This window comes from Curtobacterium sp. MWU13-2055 (genome assembly GCF_023242305.1).
Classification (GTDB): Bacteria; Actinomycetota; Actinomycetes; order Actinomycetales; family Microbacteriaceae; genus Curtobacterium.
Genome location: NZ_JALLIO010000009.1, coordinates 20,260 through 36,372 on the forward strand (window position 1 = coordinate 20,260; position 16,113 = coordinate 36,372).

Genomic DNA, 16,113 nt, shown 5'->3' on the forward strand with positions numbered 1-16,113 from the left:
GGGCTCCACGCTACCGAGGGTCGCTGACCCGCTCGTGGGTCGGTTCGGCGACCGGACGCAGTGACCCGGATGCGGCGAAGGCGGCCACGAAGAGCACGGCGATCAACCAGAGCGCGCTGAGCGCGCCGACCTGCTCGGCGATCGCGCCGATGACGGGCGGGCCGGCGAAGTTCGCGAAGTACCCGATCGACGCGACGACGCTGACCCGGGCAGCCGGGTTCGGGCCGCTCTGCGCCGCTGCCGACATGCCGAGCGGGAACCCCATCGAGACGCCGACCGCCCAGAGGACCACGCCGATGAGCGTGAGCCACCAGGTCGTGCCGACGATGAACAGGACGGCGCCGAGGATGCCGAGCGCGGTCGTCCAGCGGACCGTCCGGACCCGTCCGAGCCGGTCGACCACGGGGCCGGCGAAGACGCGCGTCGCGGCCTCGGAGACGGCGAACACGGTGAAGAAGAGTGCGCCGACCGTCGCTGTCTGGCCGTGTCCGTCGGTGGTCGCCAGGGCGAGCCAGTTGTTCGCCGACCCCTCGCCGAGTTCGACGCCGAGCATCACGACACCGATCAGCAGCAAGCGGACGTCCGCCCAGCCACGCGCCCACTGCCGCAGGCGCTGCCGCGGGGTGAGCGTCGTGTCGTGTTCCTCGGCGCGCGTGCCGTCCGGGATCGCGCGCATCGCGATCACGCCGATCACCAGGATGACGACGGCCTCACCGATCAACTGGGCTGAGGGGGTGATGCCCAGCCATGCGCAGAGGGCGGCGATCCCGGCACCGAGGGCCGCGCCTCCCGACCAGGCGGCGTGCATCAACGGGAGCAGCGTGCGACCGGCGAGCGCCTCGATCGCCGTGCCCTCGACGTTCGCCATGACGTCGAGCGCGCCGATCCCGGCACCGGCGACGACGAACCCGACGCTCGCGAGCGGCACGGAGTGCAGCGCAGCGGCGACGCCGATGAGTGCCAGTGCGGCGGGGACCAGGACGGCGACCGCCGTCAGGGCACGTCGGCCGCCCAGGCGCCGGAGCAGCGGGGCGGCGCTGAGCAGGCCCCCGATCGAGCCGATTGTGACACCGCCGAGCATGAGGCCGATGGTGCCGATGTCGACACCGAGTTCGACGCGGAGCTCCGGGAGCCGGGGACCCCAGCCGGCCAGGCTGATCCCGCCGATGGCGAACGCGACGATGATCGCGTTCCGCCACCCGGCGAGCTGGCTGCGGTCCACGTCGACCCCGGAGGTGTGCATCCGGCTATCGAACCCGCTTGATGGGGATCACCACAAGGGCACCGATGATGGCGATCGCACCGGCGGCCCAGCACATGAGCGTGTAGTTGTCGGCGGCGTCGCCCGACCCGATCTTCAGGAAGAAGAGTGCGACGGCCGGGGCGAGCGACTGCGGCAACGCGTTGGCGATGTTGATGACGCCGAGGTCCTTGCCGGGCCGGTCGGCGTTCGGCAGCACGTCGACGACGAGCGCGGTGTCGATGGCCGAGTAGATGCCGTAGGCGAAGCCCATGATGACCTCGGCCACGTAGAAGCCGTTCACGGTGTCGGCGTGCGCGAGCACGACCAGGCCGACGGCGAACATCGCCGTCGAACCGCCGACGAAGACCTTGCGACGGCCGATCTTGTCGGACGCCCAGCCGGACAGCGCCGCGCTGACCAGGAGCGCGATCGTGTAGAGCAGCACACCGAAGGCGACGGCCGCGGTGGCCTCCTTCGCGTCCTCGATGCCGAGGTGCTTCTCCATGTAGAGCAGGCGGTAGGTCGTGAACATGAAGGTGGCGAAGATGATCAGGAAGCGCGACCACCAGGCGAACGCGAAGTCCGGGTTCTTGATCGGGTTCGTCCAGAACGAGGCGATGAGGTTCAGGAACGTGAACTTCTTCAGCTTGTACGTCGGCAGGTCGTCACGGGCGACCACGGCGTACACCGCGACGAGGATGATCGCCAGGATGCCGGGTGCGATGAACAGCACCGGCAGGTTCGCGACGAAGAACACCGACAGGTAGGTGCCGGCGAGCACGGCGATGTTCTGCGCGAGGGCGATGATGCTCGACGAACGGCCGCGCTGCAGCTGGGGGACGTTGTCGGCGAAGCTCGCGAGCAGGGTGGCCAGCGTCGCGTTGGCGGCGAGCTGGGCGAGGAGCCAGGCCAGCGTCAGGTTCAGGACGTCGGGCGAGTAGGCGATCCAGGCGAGGGCGATCGCGAAGACGACGACACCGCTCAGCAGCCAGGGCCGACGACGACCCCAACGGGTGCGGGTGCGGTCGGACAGCGCGCCGGCGAGGGGGTTCATGATGAGCGCACCGAACGCGCCGATCGGCAGCACCGAGCCGATGACGTTCGCCGCGTCGTCGCCGACCAGGGCCTGCGCCTTGAGCTGCATGCTGACGTAGACCGGTGCCATGAGTGCGACGAAGAGGCCGAACTGCCCGAGGAACAGGGCGATCTGGTAGCCGATGCCCACCTTCACGGTGCTGATCGGCTGGGTGATGCCCTCTTCGGGGTGCAACAGTGCCGGGCTGCCGGGTTCGGGTGTGCTCATGACGCCTCCTCGAGTCGATGCTGGTGGCCAAAACCGTCTCGTGCACGGTTTTGACTGGCTGAGCATACATCGACAGGTGTCGTTCATGTAATGACGTGCGACACGGGGGGACGCAAAAACTACACACCGGGTGGTTTTTGGGGTAGCGTCGTCATCGATCTCGCCGTGGAGCATCGCTCCTCGACGGACTGCGACACCCGGTGCTTCGACACCTGGGAGTCGCGACACCCAGACAGGACCGAAGGAGCCTCTGCAATGCCCACCACTTCTGTGCAGCTGTACTCGCTGCGAGACGCCATCGCCGAAGACCTCGACAAGGCCATCGCCCGCGTCGCCGAGATCGGGTACGAGAACGTCGAACCCTACGCGTTCGTCGAGCGTGCCACGGACCTCGAGCGTGCCTTCGCCGCGACCGGCCTCAAGGCGCCGTCCGGCCACGTCGCCGTGATCGACGCCGAGGACACCGCGCCGATCTGGGACGCCGCCGAGCGCCTCGGCATCCAGACGGTCATCGACCCGTTCATCCCGACCGACCGCTGGCAGACCGCCGACGACGTCGCGAAGATCGCAGAGCGCGTCAACGTCCTGACCGCTGAGGCAGCCTCGCGCGGCCTGCAGTTCGGCTACCACAACCACCAGTGGGAGTTCACGAACAAGGTCGACGGCCGCACGGTCTACGACCACTTCGTCGAGCAGATCAGCCCGGAGACGGTGCTCGAGCTCGACACCTTCTGGGCCACCGTCGGTGGCGCCGACGCCCCCGCCGTCCTGAAGGCACTCGGCGACCGCGTCGTCGCCATCCACGTCAAGGACGGCAAGGTCGACGGTGACATCCTCACCGCACTGCCCTCGTCGGAGAGCGCGCTCGTCGTGCCCGAGGCGCTGCAGCGTGCGTTCGAGAACCAGACCCCCGCGGGCCAGGGCGACGTGAACGTGGCGGGCATCCTCGCCGCGGCGCCGCAGGCCATCCGCGTCGTCGAGTTCGACGCCTACTCCGGCGACGTCTTCCAGGGCATCACCGAGTCCCTCGCATGGCTGAAGGACAACGACAAGTGAGCCGCATCGGAGTCGGCATCATCGGTGCGGGGAACATCTCGGACCAGTACCTGACGAACCTGACCCAATTCGCCGACGTCGAGGTCCTGATGGTCGCCGACCTCATCCTCGAGCGCGCCGCGTCCCAGGCCGAGAAGTACGGCGTGCCCGCGTCCGGCACGGTCGAGGAGCTCCTCGCCCGCGACGACATCCAGATCGTGGTGAACATCACGATCCCCGCCGAGCACGCCAAGGTCGGCCAGCAGATCATCGCTGCCGGCAAGCACACCTGGAGCGAGAAGCCGGTCGCGACGAACGCCTCGGACGCGCAGAAGCTGCTCGCAGCCGCTGCCGCCGCCGGTGTCCGCTACGCCTGCGCCCCCGACACCGTCCTCGGTGCCGGCATCCAGACCGCCATCCGCGCCATCGCCCGCGGCGACATCGGCACGCCGCTCACCGCGACGACGATGTTCCACGTGCCCGGACCGGACCAGTGGCACCCGGACCCCGAGTTCCTGTACGCCCAGGGCGCCGGTCCGCTGTTCGACATCGGCCCGTACTACGTCACGACGCTCCTGCACGCCTTCGGCGCCGCCTCGCGCGTGCAGGCCGTGTCGTCGAAGTCCCGCGAGACGCGTGTGATCGGTTCCGGCCCCCGCGCCGGCACCGAGTTCGCCGTCGAGGTGCCCACGCACCACGCAGCGCTCATCTCGTTCGAGGGTGGCCAGTCGGCGCAGACGACCCTGTCGTTCCAGCACGCACTGCCCCGCAACGGCTTCGTCGAGATCAACGGCTCCGAGGGCACCATCGTGCTGCCGGACCCGAACGTCTTCGACGGTGACAGCACGCTGTGGACGCTCGGCAAGGACGAGCCGACCACGCTGACGCACAAGGGCTCCACCTGGGGCCGCGGCACGGGCGTCGTCGAGCTGGCCCGCGCGATCGCCGAGGGCCGCCCGGAGCGCGCCTCCGGTGCCGTCGCGTCGCACGCGCTGGACGTCATGCTCGGCATCCGCGATGCCGCCGAGTCGGGTCAGTCCGTCGAGATCACCTCGTCGATCGACCCGATCCAGCCGCTCCCCGAGGACTTCGACCCCGCCGCCGCGGTCCTCGCCGAGGCCGCGAACGCGTAGTCACGTCGTGCGTCGCGCACCGCGCCGCACTTGGTGAGCAGGAATGGTCGGGTCCCGAACGGGGACCCGACCATTTCTGCTCACGAAACGCACGCCGCGAAGCGCGGGCCGCGCAAGCGCGCCCGAGCAGCGCTCACTCCGGCGGCGCTGGCACGATCTGCTCGAGCAACCGCAGCACCTTCTCGCCGTCGACGGCCTCGGGGTCGAGCAACCACTGCACCTGCAGCCCGTCGGACGCCGCGATGCTCAGCGAAGCGAGGTCGACCGGGTCCAGGTCGCCGCGGATCCGTCCCGCCGCCTGGTCCGCCGCGATCAACGCGGCCAGGTCGGCCCGGAGCCGCGTGAACCGCTCCCGCATGAAGTCACGGGTCGCCGGGTGCCCCTCCTGCACCGCGTCGGCCGCGAGCGTCGTGTAGAGCTGCACCAGGCCCGGCACCGCACGGTTGCGCGAGGCACTGTCGCGCATGTCCCCGATCGCCGACTTCAACCGGTCGGGCGCCCCCTGCTCGCGCACCTCGTGCTCGCGGTAGACGGCGAGCAGCAGTTCGTCACGGCTGGGGAAGTAGTGGCGGAGCGCCGCGTGGGTGATCCCGAGGGCCTCGGCCACGGACCGCAACGACGATGCGTCGACGCCCTGTTCCGCGACCATGCGGATCATCTCGTCGAGGATCTGGGTCCGGCGCTCGGCTCCCTTGCGGTACCCGCCGCGTCGCGGCGGGGCCGCGTCGTCGTCGGCGGGGTGCGTCATGCACCCAACTTACCGCTGGAAGGTTTTTCCGCCACCGTCTGGAGGCCCGCAGCGATCCGGTACCGCGCCTCCCGTCGACGGGTGGTCGCGTCGACCGCCTCGGTCGCGTCGGTCCGGTCGCGTCGGCCCGGCTCGCTTCAGCCCGGGCTCCTCAGTCCTGGTCGTCGACGGTGTACTCGTCGACCGGTGCCGGCTCACCGTCGGCGAGCGCGTCGACGATCCTGGTCAGCGACTCCGCGAGGACGGCGTTGTCGGCGTCGGACAGGTGGTCGAGGACCCCGACCACGGCCTCGTGGAAGCGGGCGTACGAGGCATCGATCTTCTCGGCGGCGAGGTCGGTGGGTTCGAGGACCTGCGCGCGACGGTCGGTGGGGTGCGCGGTGCGGACGAGGAGTTCCTTGTCGACGAGCGCGTCCACGAGCTTCGTGACCGAGGCGTTCGACACGGTGAGCATGACGGCGAGGTCCTTGGGGCCCATGGTGCGGCCGTCGCGGTGGGCCTGGAGCATGTACCGGATCGCCAGGGACTCGTTCTTGCTCAGCCCGCTCTCGATGCGTGCGGACTCGATCTGCTGCTCTTCGGCGTGCTGGAGGCGCAGCAGCGCGTCGACGGCGGTCTTCGCGGCCTCGGATCGGGGCTCGTGGGCGTAGAGGTGGACGTGCTCTCGACGGACGACGGTCAACGGCATGTGATCATGCGCTCCTTGCTACGCGGCGGGGACGGTGAAGAAGTCGGCGTACGCCGGCTCGGCGCGACCGGCAAGGAGCGACGGGTCCTCGATGCGGCGCTCGACGTAGGCGTCGATGACGGCCGGGTCGGTCAGACCGATGCGGGTGTGGCTGCCACCGATCCGTGCCGCCCGAGGCATCCCGGAGTACGTGCTGTGCATGTCTGATCCCGCCCTTCTGCGGCCGTTCGTCCCGTGCGGACGCTCGAACTCTTTCACGACGTGAACGTTTTCCGCAACGAACGGTTCGCAAACTGTACGTTTCGCGCGCCGAACAGTTCGCGTCGCACATCAGCGCGCGGCGGCGGCCTGCGGTCGAAGACCCGCCGATACGCTGCACATCAGATGCCACTCTCGCCGGGGAGTGCATCCGGGCAAAGTTGAAGCCCACCACCGCAGCAACGGTGGTGGGCTTCGATCAGCTCTCCGAGTGGAAAGCCAGGGAAACAAGTCTTCCCGAGCTGAGCGCTCGGGAGCAAGCGTACGCGGGCACGCTCGCGTACGCATCCCTGGCTCTCCGCTCTTTCGTGTCGGCCGGCTGACACCGAGAGGAGGACTCGATGTCGAAGGACAACGAGTCCGACCGCAGGCGTCAGGTTCCGTGGTTGGGGATCGCGAGCTTGCTCGTGACCGTGGCGCGGTTCTTGTACGACCTGGGGCGGAAGGGCTAGGTGCTCGAGGCATCCCGCGGCGGTTCCATCCTCGCGGGATGCCTTCCGGAGCCGTCAGACCATCGCTGCGGCCATCACCGCCACCGCGATCCCCATGGCGAGCGTCTCGACGACGGGGAGCGCGCGGGTCCGACGCCGGATGCCGTCCCGCACCATGTGGGCGGTGAGCAGCAGGTAGCCGGTGGTCAGGCCGCCGAGGACGACCTGCCACGTGACCGCGACCGCACCGCCGTGTCCGTGCATGCCGACACCCGCCATGCCGGTCATGCCGGGGTCGTGCGCCATGCCGACGCCCAGCGCGCCCATCACCAGCAGACCGAGCGCCGCGTGCAGTCGCCCGAACCGACCGTGCGCCGACGCGACCCGGACCGACGGAGCCGACCCGGGCCTCCCGTCCGAACCGGACGCACCAGACGCGCCAGACGCACTCTGTACCCGGTGCACCGCGGCGACCACCACGGCGAGCAGCGCGAGCACCACGAACCAGAGCACCCCGGGCAGCACGCGCGGCCCGAAGGCCCCGTCCACCATCGCGGCCACCATCACCACTGCCGCCACCACGTCGACCGCACGGCCGGGGCGCCACGCCCCGACCGTGCAGCAGGCTCCGGCGGACGCCGGCACGATCGCGGCGAGCCCGAGCAGGTCGGTCACGTCAGTGTCCGTGCCCGTGGTCGTGGGCGACGGCGTCGTGCGCCGCCTCGACGCCACCGGACGCGTGGTGCGAGCAGTGCGACGCCGCCGTCGCGCCGATGGCCGCCGGCGCGTTCAGCGCCGGGTTCCGCGGGAAGAACCCGTACGGCTTGAGCGTGAACTTGGCGTAGTCGACCGGCATGACGGGCCAGTCCTCGGGCCGCGGGAAGTGCGTCGGGCCGAAGGTGTGCCAGAGCACGATGTCCTCGCCGTCGAGCGGACGGTCCCCCTCGACGTACCGGGCGACCCCGTCGCCACCGGGGTTCTGGTGCACGAAGTCGCCGGCGGCGAAGCGCTCCGCCGGGTCGTACTGCGTGACGTACAGGTGCTTGCGGGCGAACTCGGCACGGGCGGCGACGGAGGACGAGTCGTCGGCGAGCAGCACCGGGGCGTCCTGCGGGTACAGCACGTAGCCGGTGGGGCGGTCGAGGTGGTTGCGCTCCTGGGTGTTCGAGACGAACCACGTGCGCGCCTTCGAGGCGTCGGCGAGACGACCCGACGACGACTCCGACGCGATCCGGGTCACCGACTTCGTGAACGCGTTGCCGTGCTCGTTGCCCGGTCCGACCGGCACCCGCACGGCGTCGACCTCGTCCACGGCGTTCGACAGCCCGTCGACCATCATGTCGAGCCGCGCCGAGAACAGGTGCTGGTGGTACGGGGCACCGAGGCCGGGGGCGACCTCGGAGGCGTAGGGGTAGTCGTCGCCGGACTCCGAGCGCCCCGGGTACGAGCTGGTGAAGAGCACGCCGGTGAGCTTCGCCTCGCACTCGATCGTGCCGTCCAGGTACAGGTACCAGTAGAAGCCGTAGTCGTAGTTGCCGACGGTGGTGAAGAACGAGATCACCAGGCGCCGGGATCGACGGACCTCCTGCGAGCCGGTGTAGATGTCGCCGTGCTTCCAGAGCGTGCCGAAGTCCTCCTCGTGCATGCAGATGCCGTTGCGGATGGTCTGCGGGTTGCCGAGCTCGTCGGCCAGGACGGCGTCGAAGTACTGGATCTCGCCGACGCAGTCGCAGCCGAGCTCGAGCGAGTTCGTGAACCGACCGAACAGGTACTCGCCGGTGTCGAAGTAGTTCTGCCAGAACCGCACCGGAGACGGGTCACCGTACGGCACGAGCATCTCGTCGATCGACGCCCGGTACACGATCGGGCGCAGCCGCTCGCCGTCCTGCCACGAGAGCTGGCGGAGCACGAGCCCCTCGCGGGCGTCGAAACCGACCTGGAACCGCCAGTTCGCCCACTCGACGAACTCGCCGTCGACGCGGAACGACGGCCCCTCGGGCTGGGTGATGACGATCGGCTTGAGGTCGAGCGGTTCGCCCTGCATCGCGGGGTCGTCGAAGTTCCCCGAGGTGGTCGGAACGGGCATGTCCGCCACGTCCACGATCCGCGTGACGGCCCGGTTCGCCGCGTCGACGTACGCCGACAGGCCGTCGACGGGGTGCGCCCACACGTGGTCGGCCGGGTGGTCCTGCTTGAAGGCGAGCACGCGCAGGATGCGCCGACCGACCTCTTCCGGGTAGTCGTAGTACCCGGCGGACAGCGGCACGCACTTGACCTCGTCGGCGGACAGTCCGCGCTTCGCCAGGGCAGCGACCCAGCGCTCGTCCGCGTTCGCGATCTCGCCGACGGCGTCGAACTCCTCGATCAGCACGGGCAGCTGGCCACGGGACCCGTCGAGCACGTCGGTCCGCAGCACCGCGCCGGTGGTGATCGACACGACGCGGTCGGTGGAGCGACCGGTCGCCATGTCGAGCAGCATCACCCGCGCCGCGCGGTCCGGCAGGGGGCCGTCGCCGGCCTGCCACGCCAGGACCTCCTGCTTGTGCGGCTCCTCCAGGCCGACGTAGGCGAAGCGGGTGGTGTCGGTCCAGTCCGGCTGCGCCGTGACGAGGTCGCGGACGGCGGTGAACTCGTCGGGCGTCAGGCTGCCGAGCGGGTGCGCGGTGGTGGCTGCGTCGGTGGTCACGGTGGTCGGGTCGGTGATCGTCATGTGCGTGGTGCTCCTTGCGCGTTGCGTCGTGCGTGGGGTCAGGTCGGTTCGGCCGGGAGGCGCGTGGTGCGCCCGGCGGGTCAGCTCTCGGTGGCGAGACGGTCGAGCATCAGCTCGTAGCGGCTCCGACTGCGGCGTCGCAGCACCACGGCCTGCACCACGCCGATGACGGGGACGACCACGACCAGGCCGGTGAGCACGATGCTCACGACGCCGAAGACGCTCGCGCCCGAGGCGTCGACGTCGCCGACGAGCGTCGGGAAGTTCACCCAGATCAGGACGGCGGCGGCGACGAGCCCGAGGAACCCGAGGACGGGGGCCACGATGGTGTTCCAGACCCGCCGGTCCCCGGGGTTGCGGCGGAAGTACACGATGACGGCGAGGCTCGTCGCGGCCATCAGGATCGCGACGCCCAGGGTGGCGACGCCGGCGAACCAGCTGAACACCTGCAGCACCGGGTCGAGGCCGAGCACCGCGAACAGCACCATCAGCACGGCTGCGGTGACGGTCTGCACCAGGCTCGAGGTGTGCGGCGACGCGTGCTTCCGGTGCACGTCGCCGAGCCGGCCGGGCAGCAGCGACGCGTTCGCCATCGAGTGCTGGTACCGGGTGATGACGTTGTGGAACGACAGGACGCAGGCGAACATGCTCGTCAGCAGCAGCACGTTGAGCACGGCTTCCCCGGCGCTGCCGATGTACTGCGCGGCGGTGGTGAGGATGAGCGATCCGGGGTCCTTCGCGACCTCGGCGAGGATGCCGTCGGGGCCCCACGCCATCACGAGCCCCCACGACGCGAGTGTGTAGAAGACGCCGATGCCGATCACGGCCGTGTAGGTCGCACGCGGGATGGTCCGCTCCGGGTCCTTCGCCTCGTCGCGGAAGATCGCGGTGGCCTCGAACCCGATGAACGCGGCGATGGCGAACATCAGCCCGACGCCGGGCGACCCGGACATGATCTGCGTCGGCTCGAACGGGGCGAGGGACAGGCCGTCCGCCCCGCCGCGGAACACGATCGCCGCGACCAGGACGAGCACGATGCCGACCTCGCCGACGAGCATCACGCCGAGCACCTTGCTCGACAGGTCGATGTGCCGGTAGCCGAGCATCCCGACCAGGGCCACGACGACCAGGGACCAGACGTACCAGGGGATGTCCGGTCCGCCGAGACCCGTGACGGTGACGCCGAGCAGGTACCCGATGTACCCGTGCACGCTGACCTGGATGGTCGTGTACGTCAGGAGCGCCAGCGTGGCGGCTCCCGCGCCGGCCGGACGACCGAGCCCGTGCCCGACGAACGTGAAGAACGCGCCGGGCCGCGGCACGTGCCGGGTCATCGCCGCCAGGCCCACCGAGAAGAGCAGCAGCACGACGGCCGACGCGGCGTACAGCGACGGGAACCCGACGCCGTTGCCGAGTAGCATGCCGAGCGGGGCGGCGCCGCCGACGACGGTGAGCGGTGCGGCGGCCGCGACGACCATGAACACGATCGCGGTGACGCCGAGCGAGCCGCGCATGGTCCGCTGCGGCGCGGGTGCGGCTCCGAGTGACGCGGGGTCCTTCGTGATGCTGGACATCGTGGCCTTCCAGTTCGGGTGGGACGGGGTGGGCGGGGATCGCTGGTGGTGGTGCGGGGTGTGACCACGGTCCCGCGCCGCCGTTGCGGTGCCGTTCCACCGGCGTGAAGCCCTGTCGCCGCCGAATGGGACGTGCTCGTCGGAGGCGTCTCATTTACGTGAGACGCGGCCGAAACACCACCGAGACACGGGCGCAACGGCGCAGCCCTACGGTTGCCGCATGACCGCGCTCGACCGAGCCATCGCCGACCCGCCACGGGTGCCCGGCGTCGGCACGCGCTCCCCCGTCGACGGACTGTCGCGGCGGAGCATCGGCCCGGTCGACGTCCTCGCCCAGTCGGTGTCGGCCGTGGCACCGTCCGCCGCCGCGACGACGATCCCGGTCCTCGTCGCGACGGTCGCCGGCCAGGGGGCCACGTGGTCGCTCCTGGCAGCGATGGCGCTGTCGTTCCTGGTCGGGCGGACGGTGAACCAGTTCGTCCGACGCGTCGCCGGCACGGGGTCGCTCTACACCTACGTCTCGCTCGGGCTCGGCCCGGTCGCCGGGGTCGTCGCGGGCGCAGCACTCCTGCTCGGGTACGGCTTCATCGCGATGTTCTCGCTCACCGGCAGCGGCTACTACCTCGACTACCTGCTGTCCCGCTTCGTGCCGGCCGCCGGCGACGACGCCCTGGTCACGATCGTCGTCGTGCTGGTGATGGGCGCGGCCGTCTTCGCGGTGATCGCGCTCGGGGTCCGGTTGTCGACCCGGCTGACCCTGCTCGTGGAGTCGCTGTCGGTCGCGGTCATCGTGGTCCTGATCGTCGCACTGGTCGCGCGCCTGCACCCGGCAGACGCCTCCGCCGTCGCCCTCGGGCCGACGCAGCCGGCGTCGTTCGCGGTCGGCACCGCCCTCGCCGTGACCGCGTTCGTCGGGTTCGAGAGCGCGTCGGTGCTCGGTGTGGAGGCCCGGCGCCCGTTCCAGGCGATCCCCCGCGCGATCTCGTGGACCGTCCTGGTCGCCGGGGTGCTCTACGTGGTCAGCGCTGCGGCCCAGCAGATGGGGTTCGCCGCCGTGGGCGCCGACCTGGCGTCGAGCGCCTCACCCGTCAACGAGCTGGCGAACGCCTTCGGCATGCAGTGGATCGGGTGGGCGCTCGACCTCGGGATCGCGGCGTCGTTCGCGGCGTGCGCGATCGCCTCGACCACGGCGCTCGTGCGGGTCCTGTTCGCGATGGGCCGCGAGGGAGTCCTGCCCCGGGTGCTCGGTCGGGCGTCGCCGCGCTTCCGGACCCCGTTCGTGGCCGGCGCGGTCGCGTGCGGCGTGCTCACGGTGCTGCCGGTCCTGGGCCTGGCGAGCGGGATCCCGACGTGGACGCTGATGGAGACCGAGCTCGTCGTCGCCGCCCTCGGGTACATCGCCGCGTACGCCCTGACGTGCTTCGCGGCCCCGGTGTTCCTGCGGCGCATCGGCGAGCTGACGACGGGGGTCGCGGTGGTCGCCGTCACGACCGGGGTCCTGCTGACCGCCGTCCTGCTCACCTACCTCGGGGTCGAGGCCGCGTCGTCCCGTTGGCCGGCCGTCGCCCTCGCCGTCGGGACGGTCGCCGCGGTGGTGGTCGCGTTCCTGGTGGCCACGCGTCGGCGACCCTGGCGGCGGGGTCGGAGCCGCGCCGTGTACGACGTGCCGGTCGAGGCGGACCTGCTGGGGGCCTCCCGTCCGTCCGCCGGAACCGGCCACCAGGCGGAGGTGCGGTGAGCGAACCCGGACTCCGCGCGCGGCAGCCGAAGGCGATCCAGAACGCCCTCGCGGTGCTGGAGGCCGCCGCGCACGCGGGACCGGGCGTCACCGCCCAGCAGATCTCGGAGGCCCTCGGGATGCCGCGGGCCACCACCTACCGGCTCATCACGCTGCTCGTCGAGGACGAGTACCTCGTCCGGTTGCCGGACCTGCGCGGTTTCGCCCTCGGCCACAAGGTCGCCGACCTGGCCGGGGTGTCGCCGGCTCCGGCACTCGCACCGCTGCCCCGAGCCGTGCGGTCGGTGCTCGCCGACGTCCGCTCCGCCGTCCGAGCGGGCGTGCACCTGGCGCGCTACGACGCCGCCGGTGTGCGCGACATCGACGTCGACCCGGACTTCCCGCTGCTCGACGAAGCCGCGCTGCGGGCCACGCCCGGGTCGAGTGCGATGGGGCGGTTGCACGCCGAAGGGGGCCTCGGACCGGTCCACCAGGTGGGGGCGTTCACGGCGGGGTTCGGGTGCCTGGCGCTGCCCGTCCGCGGCGAGCGCGGCGAACTCGTGGCAGGGCTGACCCTGTCGGCGCCGGCCGCCCGGGTGTCGTCGCCGGGGGACGCACTGGTGCACCTGCGCCGGGCGGTGACGCGGCTCGAGCCGCTGCTCGGGTGAGGAAGGACCTCGCTCAGGACGCAGCGCAGTCGGCGACGAACGCCATCAGCGGAGTCGCATCGTCCCGCGTGAAGAGGACGTCCAACGCCTGGTTGAACTCGAACTGGCGCACGAACGGGATGCTCACCGCGTCGTACCCCTCCGACATGAGCAGACCCGTCATCATCAGGCGAGCCGTGCGCTTGTTGCCGTCGAAGTAGAACTGCGAGCGCGTCGCCGCCGCGAAGTAGGCGAGCGCACGTTCCCGGGGGTCCTCCAGCGCTCCGACGAACGCACAGATCGATGCGAACCGCTCTTCGAGCTCGTCCTGCGGCACACCGTCGACCACGCCGCCTGACGCCAACCGGACGGCTCCACCGCCACCGACGTCGCCCTCCCCGCGGAAGGCCCCGGACTCGATGGCCTCGTGCACCGCGACGCGGCCGTGCAGGTCGTCCGAGACGACCTTCGACAGCACGAATCCCTGTGCCGCGACGAGCGCATCGAGATGCGTGTAGCCGTCGACGAGCGCGAACACCTGGCGCTCGTCCTCGATGGGGTGCCCGCCGACGGTGACACCGTCCAGGAGCGTCCGGACCTCGGGCAGGGTGAAGGTGTTCCCCTCGAGCGCTGCGGCGTTCCACACGAGGTCGGGGAGCACGGCGCTGAAGCGGTGGCGCGCACGCGAGGACGACGACCGTCCGATGCGACCGAGGTCGATCCGGGCTGCGTCCCACGACACCCCGGTCGCGGCGAGGGCCTCGTCCGGTGCCGTCCGGACCGATCCGGCGCGCTCCTCGGGTGGGACGGGCGTCGGCCGCGCCGGCCGCTTGACGTACGAGCCAGGGCCGAGGTCCCACGGCTGCTGCGGACTCATCGGCCACCCCGCGCGTACTGCGCCACTGCGCTCCGGGCGGACTCCCCGAGGCCGGCGGCGTCGATGAGGCCCTGGAGTGGGTCGACGAGGTGGACCGCCTCGATCTCGGTCGCGCCGATGAACACGGACGGGTGCGCGGGCACGACGGCGACGTCCACGGCCTCACCTCGTCCGCGGCGGAACGTGTCACCGAGGAGCTGGGCGAACGCGCGGGGGTCCTCGGTCCAGACGATCGTCGGCGCGACGATGCCGTCACCGATGCCGAGCGCGTCGAGCGCCGCCCAGCCGGACAGCGCCCACGGCGCGTTCGACGCACGCCCGGCGGACACGAGGCGATCGATGTCCCACGCGTCGGCGGTGAGCAGGACGGTTCCGTCCCGGTTGAGCGGACCGGCCGCAACTCCGGCCTCCGCGATCACGGCAGCAGCGTCCGCGTGCTCCGCAGTCCCGACGAACCGCTCGAGACGTGCGACCCACTCGGACGCGGGGTCGGCCCAGTCGGCCAGGCGGTCATCGCCGAGCCGTGACCGCGCCGCCACCGCTGCGAGGGGATCGCTGAGGACGGAGAGGGTGACGTCGAGGTCGAAGCCCGCCGCGATGGCGAGCTCGCGGAGGTCGTCGATCCGCGGCGACGCGCCACCGAGCATGCGGTAGACCGTCGGCCGGCTCACTCCGGAACGGGCAGCGATCCGGGTCGCACCGAAGCCAGCGGTGCCGCGGAGTTCGGGGATGACCTGGTCGATCTGCACCCCGCGATCGTATCAAGGATGAGACAGTTGCGGTGAGTCGTCTCGAATTCGAGAACACGCGCACTGCGCCCCATGACCTCGGCCCGGTGATCGGCATAGCGTGGGCGCGTGGACCTCGAACTCAAGAACCGTGTCGCACTCGTCGTCGGAGGCAAGGGGTACATCGGTGCCGCCGTCGCCGACCGCCTCCGGGCCGAGGGGGCGACCGTCGTCGTCGCGTCCCGCAGCGCCGACGACTCCGACGGCAGCGCGTCGATCGACACCGCCTCGCAGGAGTCGGTGGACGCCGGCATCGCCACCGTCCTCGAGCGGCACGGGCGCATCGACGTGCTGGTCGTGACCGCTGCCCCGAGCGCGAGCACCCTCGACCCGGCCCGGAAGTCCGATCCCGAGCAGGTCCTCGACGCGATCGACGGCAAGGCGCTCGGGTTCCTGCGCGTCGCGAACGCCGTGCTCCCCGCCCAGCGCGAGGCCGGGTTCGGCCGCGTGGTCGTCGTGAGCGGGCAGAACGCCTACTTCTCCGGCAACATCACGGCGTCGCTCCGGAACACGGCGGTGAGCGTCATCGCGAAGAACCTGGCCGACGACGTGGCGGGTACCGGGGTCACGGTGAACGTCGTCAACCCCGGGACCGTGACGGACACCCCGTCCGCCGAGGTCCGTCCAGGTGGCCCCGGCGACTCGACCCCGCAGCAGATCGCCGACCTGATCGCGTTCCTGTCGTCGCCGCTCAACGCGGTGTCCGGCGAGTCCGTCTCGATCGCGCACCGCCAGCGGGGATCCGTCGTCGTCTGAGCCCGAGTACCGGGTGCTCGCCCCTCGCTTCACCCGCAGGGACGAAGCGCTTCGCCCCTGCGCCCGATGCCCCGGCGACTCCGGACCGCGAGTCTGGTGACATGGAGTCCTCGACGAAACACACGATCGCCACGCTGCTGCTCTGCGCCGCGATCGTCGCCACCACCGTCATCGCCCTCGCCGCCATGACCCCGGGCGCGTGACG

15 protein-coding genes are annotated in these 16,113 nt (G+C 71.0%); 5 read left to right on the forward strand and 10 right to left on the reverse strand.

The features are described from left to right. Nucleotides 1–10 precede the first annotated feature (10 nt). Together M4960_RS16155 and M4960_RS16160 are read right to left on the reverse strand one after the other, a co-directional pair. Nucleotides 11–1,243: an MFS transporter gene (locus tag M4960_RS16155; protein WP_248704813.1), complete on the reverse strand. Its 1,233-nt coding sequence runs from the start codon at nt 1,241–1,243 to the stop codon at nt 11–13. A gap of 4 nt (nt 1,244–1,247) precedes the next feature. Continuing rightward, nucleotides 1,248–2,546 (reverse strand): MFS transporter, encoded by a 1,299-nt coding sequence (locus M4960_RS16160; RefSeq protein WP_123294465.1) that lies wholly within the window; start codon nt 2,544–2,546, stop codon nt 1,248–1,250. A 255-nt stretch (nt 2,547–2,801) separates the two neighbouring features. On the opposite strand from M4960_RS16160, the gene M4960_RS16165 reads away from it, so the two are divergent. Further along, the gene (locus M4960_RS16165) at nt 2,802–3,602 is read left to right on the forward strand and encodes a sugar phosphate isomerase/epimerase (RefSeq protein ID WP_173169103.1); all 801 of its coding nucleotides are present in this window, start codon (nt 2,802–2,804) and stop codon (nt 3,600–3,602) included. Then, nucleotides 3,578–4,714, forward strand: coding sequence for a Gfo/Idh/MocA family protein (locus tag M4960_RS16170; protein WP_248704814.1), 1,137 nt, complete (start codon nt 3,578–3,580; stop codon nt 4,712–4,714). Before M4960_RS16165 ends, M4960_RS16170 begins: the two co-directional genes overlap by 25 nt. 133 nt (nt 4,715–4,847) lie before the next feature. Here M4960_RS16170 and M4960_RS16175 read toward each other — a convergent pair whose 3' ends face one another. The 6 genes from M4960_RS16175 to M4960_RS16200 all read right to left on the reverse strand — a co-directional run bounded on the left by M4960_RS16175 (nt 4,848) and on the right by M4960_RS16200 (nt 11,123). Continuing rightward, nucleotides 4,848–5,462, reverse strand: a complete 615-nt coding sequence (locus M4960_RS16175) for a TetR/AcrR family transcriptional regulator (RefSeq protein ID WP_131844991.1) — start codon at nt 5,460–5,462, stop codon at nt 4,848–4,850. Between the two features lie 151 nt (nt 5,463–5,613). Beyond that, nucleotides 5,614–6,150 (reverse strand): MarR family winged helix-turn-helix transcriptional regulator, encoded by a 537-nt coding sequence (locus M4960_RS16180; RefSeq protein ID WP_123292878.1) that lies wholly within the window; start codon nt 6,148–6,150, stop codon nt 5,614–5,616. Nucleotides 6,151–6,168: 18 nt separating this feature from the next. Further along, on the reverse strand, nt 6,169–6,351 hold the full coding sequence (locus tag M4960_RS16185; protein ID WP_123292879.1) for a hypothetical protein: 183 nt from the start codon (nt 6,349–6,351) through the stop codon (nt 6,169–6,171). 563 nt (nt 6,352–6,914) lie between these two features. Then, nucleotides 6,915–7,514 (reverse strand): hypothetical protein, encoded by a 600-nt coding sequence (locus M4960_RS16190; protein ID WP_248704815.1) that lies wholly within the window; start codon nt 7,512–7,514, stop codon nt 6,915–6,917. Nucleotide 7,515: 1 nt separating this feature from the next. Continuing rightward, nucleotides 7,516–9,549, reverse strand: coding sequence for a primary-amine oxidase (locus tag M4960_RS16195; protein ID WP_248704816.1), 2,034 nt, complete (start codon nt 9,547–9,549; stop codon nt 7,516–7,518). A gap of 80 nt (nt 9,550–9,629) precedes the next feature. Further along, a complete protein-coding gene (locus tag M4960_RS16200; protein WP_123292882.1) occupies nt 9,630–11,123 on the reverse strand; it encodes an APC family permease in 1,494 nt (497 codons plus the stop codon). A 220-nt stretch (nt 11,124–11,343) separates the two neighbouring features. Between M4960_RS16200 and M4960_RS16205 the strand changes: the two genes are divergently transcribed. Together M4960_RS16205 and M4960_RS16210 are read left to right on the forward strand one after the other, a co-directional pair. Then, nucleotides 11,344–12,861, forward strand: coding sequence for an APC family permease (locus M4960_RS16205; protein WP_248704817.1), 1,518 nt, complete (start codon nt 11,344–11,346; stop codon nt 12,859–12,861). Next, a complete protein-coding gene (locus tag M4960_RS16210) occupies nt 12,858–13,508 on the forward strand; it encodes a helix-turn-helix domain-containing protein (protein WP_235035995.1) in 651 nt (216 codons plus the stop codon). Before M4960_RS16205 ends, M4960_RS16210 begins: the two co-directional genes overlap by 4 nt. A gap of 13 nt (nt 13,509–13,521) precedes the next feature. On the opposite strand, the gene M4960_RS16215 is transcribed toward M4960_RS16210, so the two are convergent. Both M4960_RS16215 and M4960_RS16220 read right to left on the reverse strand, forming a co-directional pair. Further along, on the reverse strand, nt 13,522–14,364 hold the full coding sequence (locus M4960_RS16215) for a hypothetical protein (RefSeq protein ID WP_248704818.1): 843 nt from the start codon (nt 14,362–14,364) through the stop codon (nt 13,522–13,524). Then, entirely contained in the window at nt 14,361–15,113 is a 753-nt protein-coding gene (locus M4960_RS16220) for a helix-turn-helix transcriptional regulator (protein WP_248704819.1), read from the reverse strand. The genes M4960_RS16215 and M4960_RS16220 overlap by 4 nt, the downstream gene beginning before the upstream one ends. A 108-nt stretch (nt 15,114–15,221) precedes the next feature. Here M4960_RS16220 and M4960_RS16225 point away from each other — a divergent pair, with 108 nt between their 5' ends. After that, on the forward strand, nt 15,222–15,908 hold the full coding sequence (locus M4960_RS16225) for an SDR family NAD(P)-dependent oxidoreductase (protein WP_248704820.1): 687 nt from the start codon (nt 15,222–15,224) through the stop codon (nt 15,906–15,908). The last annotated feature ends 205 nt before the right edge of the window (nt 15,909–16,113 follow it).